The following is a 12,621-nucleotide window of genomic DNA, read 5'->3' as shown; positions in this document are numbered from 1 at the left end:
CGCGCTGTCAGGATGAGAGCAGCGCGCCAAAGTTGTGGTTGGGAGAATACTGAAACGGGTTAATTGATATGCCTTGGGCATTAGTTGTATAAATAAAACGCTGTTTTGCCGCTACTATTTACATCAATTAAATCGTATTTTTGCATTTGTGGTATTGCTTGTTGGATCTGGCTTTCCAGTACATCTAATTGCTGTAAATTCGCGCACATCGCCTCGCCACGTTGCTCCAAAGCGCTAGACTGTATATTCATGCGTGCCTCCAAATCTTCGCCAAAACGCTCCATGCGCTCTCCGAACGCTTCCATGCGCTGCTCAAAATTGCCTTCGCCACTGCTCATCGCCTTGCCGATGATGGTGAAAATGCTGCCCATTGAACTGGTCACTGCTTCTTCAATCGCCTGTTCAAATTCAGGGCCAAAAGCTTCATCAATGTTTTCAAACCGACTACCATAGACATTAATTGTGTCACCGCTACGTTCAACTACACCCGCAGTGGTGCTGCGAATTTTATCCAGCGCAGTTTGCAGCGCCGGGTGTTGCTCTAACGATTCACCGGTCAGCTCTGTCAGCACGGAATTAACCGCGTCAGCTGCAAGTACCAAGGCATCCTCTACCAGAGCTACCGTTTCTAATGTTTGCGTACGAATACCAGCTTGATAATCACGCAACATGGCGCGGGTGCTGCTGTCGATTTTTACGGTTTTACCCTCCAGCCACAAATCACCGTTGTCGCTGATGCGCCATAACTCTGAACCCGCATCTTTCATACTGACTTGCTGGCTGCTAATGCTTAAGTCTTTATCAAAATTAACGTTACAGCTGTGTTCATCGTGCGCCATTACGGCAGTGCTGATACTGGTTAACATAAAACCGCTGGCGATAAGTAAAGTTTTCATTTTTGGTTATCCTTCTGGCCGGTAGCCACTGTTAATTACGCTAAAACTATTACAAGCTCGATGCCAACATTTAACTTGCTGTTATACATAGATAAATATTATTTCCGCTATGGCGAAGACGTTGGGTGTTAGTAAATTAGACCAATTTTTAGTCATTTTATTAAGCTTCGGTAGCAGCCTGTCATGGCAGAGCGCCGTTTTTTTAATTACTTATTGGAATAAAGAAGAGAGATCCATTCTTTTACTGGCATACATATAGATGGCTAAAATGAGCTCAATTATGGTGTGGCAGGGTGTTTTATGCTTTTATCTTCGTTAGTGGCGCAGGCCAGTCCGTTATCCGAGCAGCAGGTAAACCAGTTGCAAGGCTTAGTTAGCCAGTTAAACCCTATTCAGCAAGCCTGGGTTAGCGGTTATCTGGCAGCCAGCGCGCAGCTTGCCGGGCAACTCTCTGGGCAGCCAGTGCCGGCGCAGGCCGCTGCCAGTGCCAGCCTGACCATTTTATTTGGCTCGCAAACCGGCAATGCGCGGCATGTTGCCGAGGCACTAGCCAAACAAGCGCAGGCGAAGGGCATTGTGGCTAAAGTTGTTGATATGGCCGAATACAAAACCAGCCAGCTGAAGAATGAGCAATATCTGGTTATTGTTACCTCTACCTATGGTGAAGGCGAGCCGCCGGAAAACGCCATTGGGCTGCATAACTTTTTGTTTAGCAAAAAGGCGCCAAAGCTACCGGGTTTGAAATATGCGGTATTAGGTTTAGGTGACACCAGCTATGAGTTTTTCTGCAAAACCGCACAAGATTTTGATCAGCGCTTAGCCGAGTTAGGTGCAACGTCAGTGCTGCCTCGCATCGATTTAGATGTAGATTATCAAAGCCAGGCCGATAACTGGAGTAATGAGCTTGTTACCAAGCTGGAGCCGGAATTAACTGCTGCCGGTCCTTCGGCGCAGGTTATTGCTTGGCCCGGTAGTGATGCTACGGTGGGGGCGGTAAGCCAGTACAGCAAGCAAAAACCCTTTGCTGCCGAGCTGTACACCAAGCAAAAAATAACCGGCCGTGACTCAACGAAAGACGTGCGGCATATTGAAATTTCATTAGCTGATAGCGGCTTAAGCTATCAACCTGGTGATGCGCTGGGCATATACTTTTTAAACGACCCGGCGCTGGTGCGTGAATTGTTATTATTAACGGCGGTAGCGCGTGATACACCGGTGCAGCTTGCCGGCGACACCCTAACGGTAGAGCAGGCCCTAATCGAGCAATTGGAGTTAACGCAATCGTATCCGGCTTTTGTCGAGAAATACGCCGCAGCGACCAACAACGCCACGTTAACTGCGTTGGCAGGCGATAAAGCCGCGTTGCGTGCTTACATTGGCGAGCGGCAGATAATTGATATCGTACGTGATTATCCGGGCTTACTCAGTGCGCAGCAGTTGGTAGATGCCTTGCGCAAGCAGCAACCGCGGTTGTATTCCATAGCCTCATCGCAGGCCGAGGTAGAAGACGAAGTGCATTTAACGGTAGGCGTGGTGAGCTACGATGCCTATGGCCAGCCGCATTTAGGCGGTGCCTCAGGCTTTTTAGCCGAGCGTTTAGCTGAGGGCGATAAGGTAAAAGTGTTTGTTGAGCACAATAATAACTTCCGGCTGCCGCCAGGCGATGATACGCCGGTGATTATGATTGGCCCCGGCACTGGCATAGCGCCGTTTCGTGCGTTTTTGCAGGAGCGTGATGCACGCGGTGCAGCAGGCAAAAATTGGTTGTTTTTTGGTAACCCGCACTTTACCCAAGACTTTTTGTACCAGCTGGAGCTGCAAAATTACTTAAAGCGTGGTGTGCTGACTAAGCTAAGTGTGGCGTTTAGCCGTGACCAGGCAGACAAACTGTACGTGCAGGATAAGCTGCGAGCGCATGGCCGAGACGTATGGCAATGGCTTGAAGACGGTGCCCACCTGTATATTTGTGGTGACGCTAACCGTATGGCCAAAGATGTACAGCAAGCGCTTATCGACATAGTGCAGCAATACGGCGGCAAAAGCGCTGAACAGGCGCAAACTTACTTAGACGAATTACGTGTCGCCAAACGTTATCAGAAGGACGTGTATTAATGAGCCAGTATCCAATTAAGCCAGAATTAGTCGCCAGCGGCGCGCTGTCTGATAACGAGCGTTTGAAAGCTGAAAGCCAGCATTTACGCGGCACTATTGCTGAGGATCTAAAAGACGATATTACCGGTGGTTTTAACGGTGATAATTTTATGCTGATCCGCTTTCACGGCATGTATCAGCAAGATGACCGCGATATCCGTGCTGAACGCACCGCGCAAAAACTGGAGCCGCTGCACAATGTTATGCTACGTGCCAGGATGCCGGGTGGCATTATTACGCCGCAGCAATGGCTGGCGATTGATAAATTTGCTGAAGAAAAAACCATGTACGGTAGTATCCGCTTAACCACACGGCAAACTTTTCAGTTTCATGGTGTATTAAAGCCGCATATTAAACCCATGCATCAGTTTCTACACGGTATTGGCATTGACTCTATTGCCACTGCCGGTGACGTTAACCGCAACGTATTGTGTACTTCAAACCCGGTTGAATCTGAGCTACACCAGCAAGCGTACCAATGGGCGGCAAAAATCAGCGAGCATTTATTGCCGAAAACCCGGGCTTACGCCGAGTTGTGGCTGGATGAAGAAAAAATTGAAACCACCGAAGTTGAACCGATCTTAGGTGACAACTACCTGCCGCGTAAGTTTAAAACGGCGGTTGTGATACCGCCGCATAACGACATTGATGTGCATGCTAACGATTTAAGCTTTGTTGCCGTAGCCGAACATGGCCAGTTAATTGGCTTTAACGTGTTGGTAGGTGCGGGTCTGGCGATGACCTGGGGTGACACCGCGACTTACCCGCGCATGGCCGATGATTTGGGTTTTATTGCGCTAGAGCACACTTTAGCGGTAGCAGAGCATGTGGTTACCGTACAGCGCGACTACGGCAACCGTGCAAACCGTAAAAATGCCAAAACCAAATACACCATCGATCGCATTGGTATCGACGCCTTCCGCGCCGAAGTTGAAGCGCGCACCGGCGTGGTGTTTGCTCCGGTAAAACCCTACAGTTTTACTACGCGCGGCGATCGTATTGGTTGGGTTGAGGGTATCGACGGTAACCACCACTTAACGCTGTTTATCGAGAACGGCCGTATTCTGGATTTCCCCGCTAAACCGTTGAAAACCGGCCTGGCAAAAATTGCCGCAATACATCAGGGCGACTTGCGTATGACGGCAAACCAAAACCTGATCATTGCCGGTGTACCTGCATCGCAAAAAGCCGAGATTGAAGCCATAGCCCGCGCGCATGGCTTAATTGACGACAGCCATAGTGAACAGCGCAAAAATTCAATGGCCTGTGTTTCATTCCCAACGTGCCCGCTGGCGATGGCTGAAGCCGAGCGCTATTTACCTGAGCTGGTAACAAAAACTGAAGCCCTGTTGGCCAAGCATAAACTGGCGGATGAGCATATTGTGCTGCGCGTAACCGGCTGCCCGAACGGCTGTGGCCGTGCCTTGTTAGCCGAAGTGGGGCTAGTGGGCCGCGGACCAGGTAAATACAATTTGTATTTAGGCGGCAATCGCGAAGGGACACGTATACCGCGCCTGCTGCTGGATAACGTGGGCGAGACAGACATTCTGGCCACCTTAGATGGTTTAATTGGCCGCTGGGCGTCTGAACGCAGCAGTAATAGCGAAGGCTTTGGTGATTTTGTGATAAGGACTGGCGTGGTTGCGCCGGTAGTGGTGCCAAAAGATGACTTCCACAGCTGAGAAAGCCTTTACGGTGCCTGATAGCAGCAAGTTTCGCACTATATTGCAGCAGGATGACGCCACCCAGCAAGCTTGGTTGGCTGAGGCTAACCATTTGCTGGCGCCGCTAAGCGCAGCGCAACGCGTGCGTTGGGCGCTGGACAACCTGCCGCAAAGTCCAATGTTAAGCTCCAGCTTTGGCATTCAGGCGGCGGTGATGTTGCACCTGGTAACGCAACTACAGCCAGATATCCCGGTAGTGTTAACCGACACCGGCTATTTGTTCCCGGAAACTTATCAGTTTATCGATCAGCTGACAGCGCAGCTACAGCTTAACCTGAAAGTGTACCGGGCAGCTCAGAGCCCGGCGTGGCAGGAAGCCCGTTTCGGCCAGCTGTGGCAAAGTGCCGAGGGTATTAAACAGTACAACCAATTAAACAAGGTAGAGCCGATGCAGCGTGCACTGGCAGACCTCAAGGTCGGCAGCTGGTTCACCGGCCTGCGCCGCAGCCAAAGTAGCAGCCGCGCCGACAAGGGCATAGTAGAAATAAGTCGTGGCGTGGTAAAAATTCAGCCAATTATCGACTGGAGCAATAAAGACGTATTCTATTACTTAAAAGAACATGGCCTAAGCTACCACCCACTGTGGGAGCAAGGTTACGTCTCAGTCGGTGATACTCATTCTACCCGCAAGCTGGAACTGGGCATGAGCGAAGAAGACACCCGCTTTAACGGCTTTGGCCGTGAATGCGGCCTGCATATGGATGGAGATGGTATTTAAAATCACTGTTGTCATTTTGTAAACACTGCCGTATAAATACTGCCGTTTGCAGGAGGTATTATGCGGCTTGTTTTTTTAGTTTCTTTTGTATTGTTGACTGGCTGCAGTAGCATTTTGCAACACAAACTGGAACATTACCGGGGGCTTGACCTGACAGCAGGCGGTCAGTTTGAATTTGCTGAGCACAAGCAATTTTGTTCAGACAAAGGCTGCATAGACTATCTTGACCTCAGCCAGCCTGTCCTGAAAGGCGCGGCACTGGAAGAGTTTGACTGGTCGTTCGAGTTTACTGTGAACCAACAACGGCAAGTGGATACACATCAGTTCCGGTTTAAACCATTGAAAAATAATGCCCCTGTCATCCTAATTCTGCCGGGATACGGCATGCATAAAGCGGATATGCAATTTACCGCGCTGTATTTTCGTGAGCAGGGGCTGTGGCCGATTATTCTGCCTGGCCCTACTGAAACAAACCACTTCGATTTCGGTTTAAATCATGCGCAAGTCAGTATTGATCTGGTGAGGCAGCAATTTGCCGGGCACGCTGTGTTTGGTTTTGGTTTCTCCATGGGGGCAGCCGCAATGGGACCGCTAAGTCAACAACTGCCGCACTGGCAAGGCGGCATTTTAGTTGCACCAATGCAAAACTTTGTTGCAGCCGGCGGCGAAGTATTTCAGACCATCCGTAATCAGGCCTGGTGGTACACATTTATCTCTGCACACCGTATTAGAGAGGCGTTACTTAGTATTCAGCACGCAGCGGAAAGGACAGATGCCGAGCTGGATTTTTTGCAAAACATGCCAGCGCAGGCTAACTTACTGATCCTCGCCTCCAATACCGATAAGGTAGCACCGTTCTCCGCGCTAGCAGTTCACGCTTCTGATACGCAGCAAGTAATAAGGGTCGCAGACCGCTATCATCCAGAGCTGACTTACTTATGGCCAGAGATGCGTCTGGCAATAGTCAGCTGGCTGCACCACCTTGGTTATTCGCCTTCGGCTGAATACTAAGCAGAATAAAGCAGTGTCACTTTTGTTCAGCCTCTGCCATAGTATTTGCTAATAATTAAAATTTGAGGCGAAATGGCGGTATGAACACGCTATACAGCTGCGTTGTAATGAGCAGTTTATTGCTGGCTATTTCTGCACCTGTGTTTGCTGAGCAGTTGCATCTGTACACTGAACATTTTCCGCCTTACAGCTATGTTGAAGCGGACACTATTGCCGGGTTGAATACCGAGCTAGTGCGGCGTAGCTGTGTAAAAGCGCAGCTACAATGCCATTTTCAGCTGTACCCCTGGCTTCGTGCTTATGAAACCGCAATCAAAGATCCGCATGGCGCGCTGTATTCGACCTCACGTAATGCCCTGCGTGAGCCAATGTTTAAATGGGTTGGGCCGCTGGCGCATTCCAAAGCTAATATGTATCGCCTGAAAACCCGGCCCGAGGTTAACCCTACCAACCTGCAAGACGCCAAACGTTATGTTATTGCGGTCGCTCGCGGTGATGTGTACGAGCTGTACTTACAAAGCCAGGGTTTTGAACACGGCGTAAATCTTTTAGCTTTGGCCGCTAAAGCCGATGCGGTGGGCTTGTTTTTACAAGGCAAAGTCGATTTATTGATAGGCTCTGAACTTATTTTGCCAATTTGGCTGGCGCGCTATGACCAAACCATTGATGTGGTAGAGCCATTAATTGACTTGTCGGTGGTTGGGGCAAATTACCTGGCACTAAACCCTGCAGTGCCGGATGGCGTGGTGCAAAAGTTGCAAGTGGCGTTGGATGAAATATATGCCAGCGGCGAGTATCTGCAGCTAAGTCAAAAGTACCTCACGCCACATCAACCCTGAGCAATAAACTGGTTGAGAAATGCCGCTAGCGCCCCCACTTCTGTTCTGCAATTAAGGCAAGATTAGTATCTACAGCACTTTTTAATCAGTAAAATCGATTAATGTAATTTGTTTTATTCGTTTTGATAAAAAGTGGCGGCGCGATAACATGACTGCCGTTGAAACATGAACCTTTAACTAACCCCAAGGAGCAAGACTATGTCTTCTATTATCAACACTAAAATCAAGCCGTTTAAAGCAACTGCTTTTCATCAGGGTAAATTTGTTCCTGTTTCTGATCAGGATTTAGCCGGCAAGTGGTCTGTAGTAGTATTTTATCCAGCCGACTTCACGTTTGTATGTCCAACTGAACTGGGCGACCTGGCTGATTTCTATGCTAAGTTCCAGGAAATCGGTGTAGAAGTATACTCAGTATCTACTGACACACACTTCACGCACAAAGCATGGCACGATGCGTCTGAAACCATCAAAAAAATCAACTACCCAATGATTGGCGACCCTACAGGCGCTATCACGCGTAACTTCGGTGTAATGATTGAAGAAGAAGGTTTAGCGCTGCGTGGCACTTTCGTTATTAACCCGGAAGGCGAAATCAAAGTTGCTGAAATTCACGACTTAGGTATCGGCCGCTCTGCTGCAGAACTGTTCCGCAAAGTACAGGCTGCACAGTATGTAGCTAACCACGACGGCGAAGTATGTCCGGCGAAATGGACTCCGGGCGAAGCCACTCTGGCACCGTCACTGGACCTGGTTGGTAAAATCTAACTCTGATGCAAACTGCAGGCAACTGCAGTGCCGGAAGCGGCAAACAGCTCCTCTAAGAAGCTGTTTCCAGCTTCCCCACTGCCAACTATCTTGTTTGCACGGGCTGGTTTACCCCAGCCCGACCTTAGCGGCTGAGTTTTTTTCGCACTATCTGAATTACGCACAATGGAGTTACCATGTTAGATACTAACCTGAAGCAACAATTAAAAACCTATCTGCAGAACCTGAAAACGCAGGTTGAACTGGTGGTATCTTTAGACGATAGCGCCAAAGCTGCTGAAGTAAACGCCCTGGCAAGCGACATTGCCGAATTATCTGATTTAGTGTCATTGCGCCGCGATGACAATGCCCTGAGCCGCAAGCCAGCAATGCTGGTGCGCTCGGTGGCCAACGACACCCATATCACCTTTGCCGGTGTGCCGCTGGGCCATGAATTTACCTCTTTAGTGCTGGCACTGCTGCATAGTGGCGGCCACCCAATTAAAGTGTCTGCCGATACTATCGAACAAATCCGCCAGTTACAGGGCAGCTTCGCCTTTGAGACCTATGTGTCATTAAGCTGCCAGACCTGTCCTGAAGTGGTACAGGCACTGAATATAATGTCAGCGATTAACCCTGGCATTACCAACGTAATGATCGACGGCGCCATGTTTCAGCAGGAAGTAGCCGATAAAAATATCATGGCAGTACCTTCTGTGTATTTAAATGGCGAACTGTTCTCTCAGGGTGCCATTACACTGGAAAAAATCATCCAGAAACTGGATGTAAACGCAGAGAAACGCCAGGCCGAAGCACTGAAAAACAAAGCTGATTTTGACGTGCTGGTAGTAGGTGGTGGCCCAGCCGGTGCTGCAGCATCAATTTACGCTGCACGCAAAGGCTTAAACACCGGTATTGTTGCCGAGCGTTTTGGTGGCCAGGTAGCCGATACTGTGGGCATTGAAAACTTTATTTCGGTGCAGTACACGGAAGGGCCAAAGCTGGTGAACAGCTTAGAAGCCCATGTGCGCGAATATAATGTAGATATTATGAATAATCAGCGTGCAGTAACGCTGCGTAAAGACGGCAAGGTGCAGCTGGAGCTGCAAAACGGCGCCGTGCTGAAAAGTAAAACGGTGATTTTAAGCCCGGGCGCACGCTGGCGCGAAATGAACGTACCTGGTGAGCAGGAATATCGTGGTAAAGGCGTAGCGTACTGCCCACACTGCGACGGCCCGCTGTTTAAAGGCAAAAAGGTGGCAGTAATTGGCGGCGGTAACTCCGGCATCGAAGCGGCTATCGATTTAGCCGGTATAGTTGAACATGTTACCGTGCTGGAATTTGCCGCTGAGCTGCGTGCAGATGCGGTGCTGGTAAAAAAAGCTAACTCTATGGGCAACATCACTATTATCACCGAAGCGCAGTCGACTGAAGTGACCGGTGACGGCACCAGAGTAAATGGTATTAACTATACTGACCGTAAAACCGGTGATAAACATCATATTGAACTGGCCGGTATCTTTGTACAGATCGGTTTGGTGCCAAACACCGAATGGTTACGTGGCGCAGTGGAATTATCGCCACGCGGTGAAATTATCGTCGATGAACGTGGCCAAACTTCAGTACCTGGCGTATTTGCTGCCGGTGATGCCACTACAGCACCCTACAAGCAAATTATTATAGCCATGGGTTCAGGCGCTAATGCGGCGTTGGGTGCTTTTGATTATATGATCCGCAACTAACATTGTTACGTTTACAGCTTTAGCTTCACTCTCTCTGTAGCTTTGACGGCAACCTAGGTTGCCGTTTTTTTATGCAACGTTTAAACGCTCAATTATGGACACGGAGCTCTAAAGGTATACTGGCGTTCACCGCGGCTGTTGTAAAAATCATAAATACAAAGGTCGGGGGAGTCATCTGCAGCTGTGCCACCGGAGTTAGAGTTGTTAAAGTCTACAGGGTTGCCCATTCCATCACGAAACTCGCCTTGTGTATTTAACTGTTCTAGTCTTTCTAGGATGCACTCATCTGTTATTGTCAGGGCACCAAACTGCCCTTGCAGACCAGACAATGTCATTCCCGCTGCAATCGAGGAATGATTAAGCTCGAAATTCAGCAGCGGCAAATTATTACTACTGTCCACCCCTAAGTATTCAAGTTTAAATACCAGAACATCTGTCACAGAACTACTGACTTCGCTTACTTCAAAGCTTTTTGCATAAACTAGTTGATTAGTTGTTATACTCCAATGTACAGAAACGCCTCCGTAATGCATACCAAGACCATCCCAACGTACTCTAGACAAATCAATGTTTTGGCCATCTCCCAACCTTGTGCCTATTGCGATCCTTGCCCGAATTTTTAAATTTTCCATTTTCTGGGGATCAGTTAAAACATCTAAAGCAGTGTCTTGTGGACAGCTACTTGCAAATGCCATTGATATTCCTTGACTTTGTGTAGATGTGACCGAAATCTGCTGAGATTGCGAGATAGCCTGTGAAACATGCTGATATAACTGAGATATTTCTGAAAACTGGCTTTTTTCAGCGGAACCCAGTGTGTCAGGCTCTACAAAAGTTCTATATGGTGACGTCGGATTGTGTCCAACATTGAAAGCATAAACCTTTGTTTTGTCAGTGGGGTTTACAAGAATCACCCTTTTGATATCGGACGAACATGCTGTTATCTCTTCGCCAAGCTCTGGCAATAATATTGGTTCAGAGTCACATCTTAGTTCCGGCGCATATTGCAATGCTTGAGTTTGTGCAGTTGTTACGTTGTTACACTCGTGACAAAAATAGGCATTTTGTGCCAAACATTCAAATGTAACTAAGCTTAGCAGTAAAGAATAAGTTTTCATTCTATATCTCCACATGTTCACAATTATAAAAATAGTGACAAATAAGTTAATTTTAAGTGAATTTAAATGTTTTTTCTTGGTGGGGAAGTCTATCTCGCTGAGCGTCAATTTAAAAAGAAATATAATATGGAAATCTAATTCCTTTTAGTTATATCTGAGCGTAATTAACTATTTTGTAAAAGCCATGCAGACGGCTATTCTGGCGACTATACGCTAATCTTAAACGCCAGCGACCCCACAGCAGGAGCTTTTGTGCAGTATTTACCTCTTTTCGTTAAATTAACCGACAAACCGGTGCTGATCGTTGGCGGTGGTTCGGTGGCACTGCGCAAAGCCGGCACCCTGTTAAGTGCCGGTGCAAAATTGACCGTAGTGGCGCCAGAATTCGCCGCAGATTTTGTCCAATGGCAGCAGGAGGGTAAAGCCGAGTTGATTAACGGTTACTTTGAACCGTCTTTGCTCGACGGAAAGTTACTGGTCATTGCCGCAACAGATAATGATGATGTTAATGCCACGGTATATGACGCCGCCACCGCGCGCAATATGTTGGTTAACACCGTAGATGATCAACCTAAATGTGGCTTTATTTTCCCGTCGATTATCGACCGCAGCCCGATTTTAATTGCCATTTCTAGCTTTGGTACGGCGCCGGTGTTGGCGCGGCGTTTGCGCGAAAAGCTTGAAGCGCTGCTGCCGCAACACCTGGGCCCGTTAGCCGAATTGGTTGGGCGCTTTCGTGACCAGGTTAAAGCCAAAATCACCGGCTTTGCCGCCCGTCGTCAGTTTTGGGAAAAAGTGTTCGACTCAGACGTAGTGCGCGACGTGCAGGCGAATCAACTTGCCCAAGCAGATCAGCGTTTGCAGCAGCTATTGCAGCAGCCACAGAATAACGCTGGCGAAGTCTATGTGGTGGGGGCGGGTCCTGGCGATCCGGAGCTGTTAACGCTAAAAGCGTTGCAACTGATGCAGCAGGCTGATGTGGTAGTTTATGACTACTTAGTCTCAGCGCCGATCATGGAGTTGGTGCGCCGCGATGCCGAGCGCATTTGCGTTGGCAAAAAAGCCGGCGCGCATTCAGTCGCCCAGCAGGACACCAACCAGATACTGATCGACTTAGCCCTGGCCGGTAAAAAGGTGTGCCGTTTAAAAGGTGGCGATCCGTTTATTTTTGGTCGTGGAGGCGAAGAAATCCAGGCCTTGCTGCCACACAATATCGCTTTTCAGGTAGTGCCGGGTGTTACCGCGGCTGCCGGCTGCGCGGCTTATGCCGGTATTCCGCTTACCCACCGCGATTATGCCCAAAGCGTTCAGTTCGTTACCGGCCATTGCCGGCCAGACGGCAGTGAGCCGGACTGGCACAGCATGAGTAAAACCAATCAAACGCTGGTGATTTATATGGGCCTGATGAAAGCGGCGCATATTCAACAGCAGCTGATCGGCGCCGGTCGCAGTGGCGACACGCCGGTAGCGATTATCGAAAATGGCACCCGACGCGAGCAGCGTATCGTCACCACCTACCTCAATGAACTGGCGCAGCAAATTGAGCAACATAAGCTCGGTTCGCCGGCTTTGCTGGTGATAGGTGAAGTGGTATGCTTGCAGCAGGATTTACATTGGTTTGGTAAATGCCCGCAACCTGCGGTGTTCAGCCAGGCCATTACCCAGATGGAATGAGGAT

At 48.9% G+C, this 12,621-nt stretch carries 10 protein-coding genes; 8 read left to right on the top strand and 2 right to left on the bottom strand.

Annotated elements, in window-relative coordinates; all coding sequences use genetic code 11:
• Positions 1-80 precede the first annotated feature (80 nt).
• Entirely contained in the window at positions 81-896 is an 816-nt protein-coding gene (locus tag I4W93_RS16020) for a YggN family protein (RefSeq protein ID WP_205311806.1), read from the bottom strand.
• 300 nt (positions 897-1,196) lie between these two features.
• Between I4W93_RS16020 and I4W93_RS16015 the strand changes: the two genes are divergently transcribed.
• From I4W93_RS16015 to ahpF, 7 genes are all read left to right on the top strand, one after another.
• A complete protein-coding gene (locus tag I4W93_RS16015; RefSeq protein ID WP_205311805.1) occupies positions 1,197-3,008 on the top strand; it encodes an assimilatory sulfite reductase (NADPH) flavoprotein subunit in 1,812 nt (603 codons plus the stop codon).
• Positions 3,008-4,729 (top strand): assimilatory sulfite reductase (NADPH) hemoprotein subunit, encoded by a 1,722-nt coding sequence (gene cysI / locus I4W93_RS16010; RefSeq protein ID WP_205311804.1) that lies wholly within the window; start codon positions 3,008-3,010, stop codon positions 4,727-4,729. Before I4W93_RS16015 ends, cysI begins: the two co-directional genes overlap by 1 nt.
• Positions 4,713-5,489 carry a phosphoadenylyl-sulfate reductase gene (locus I4W93_RS16005; RefSeq protein ID WP_205311803.1) on the top strand — a complete coding sequence of 259 codons (777 nt, stop codon included), beginning with the start codon at positions 4,713-4,715 and terminating at the stop codon, positions 5,487-5,489. The genes cysI and I4W93_RS16005 overlap by 17 nt, the downstream gene beginning before the upstream one ends.
• Positions 5,490-5,549: 60 nt before the next feature.
• Complete coding sequence (locus I4W93_RS16000) at positions 5,550-6,500, top strand: alpha/beta fold hydrolase (protein ID WP_205311802.1); 951 nt, start codon at positions 5,550-5,552, stop codon at positions 6,498-6,500.
• A gap of 107 nt (positions 6,501-6,607) precedes the next feature.
• Entirely contained in the window at positions 6,608-7,339 is a 732-nt protein-coding gene (locus tag I4W93_RS15995; RefSeq protein ID WP_205311801.1) for a substrate-binding periplasmic protein, read from the top strand.
• Between the two features lie 198 nt (positions 7,340-7,537).
• A complete protein-coding gene (ahpC, locus tag I4W93_RS15990) occupies positions 7,538-8,104 on the top strand; it encodes an alkyl hydroperoxide reductase subunit C (RefSeq protein WP_205311800.1) in 567 nt (188 codons plus the stop codon).
• A gap of 176 nt (positions 8,105-8,280) precedes the next feature.
• Complete coding sequence (ahpF, locus tag I4W93_RS15985) at positions 8,281-9,825, top strand: alkyl hydroperoxide reductase subunit F (RefSeq protein ID WP_205311799.1); 1,545 nt, start codon at positions 8,281-8,283, stop codon at positions 9,823-9,825.
• A gap of 92 nt (positions 9,826-9,917) precedes the next feature.
• Here the strand turns inward: ahpF and I4W93_RS15980 are convergent, their stop codons facing one another.
• Positions 9,918-10,943 (bottom strand): hypothetical protein, encoded by a 1,026-nt coding sequence (locus I4W93_RS15980; protein ID WP_205311798.1) that lies wholly within the window; start codon positions 10,941-10,943, stop codon positions 9,918-9,920.
• 252 nt (positions 10,944-11,195) lie between these two features.
• Between I4W93_RS15980 and cysG the strand changes: the two genes are divergently transcribed.
• Positions 11,196-12,617: a siroheme synthase CysG gene (gene cysG, locus I4W93_RS15975; RefSeq protein ID WP_205311797.1), complete on the top strand. Its 1,422-nt coding sequence runs from the start codon at positions 11,196-11,198 to the stop codon at positions 12,615-12,617.
• Positions 12,618-12,621 lie beyond the last annotated feature (4 nt).

This window comes from Rheinheimera maricola, from assembly GCF_016918075.2.
GTDB classification, from domain to species: domain Bacteria; phylum Pseudomonadota; class Gammaproteobacteria; order Enterobacterales; family Alteromonadaceae; genus Alishewanella; species Alishewanella maricola_A.
This window is presented reverse-complemented; position numbering and strand designations above follow the sequence as displayed.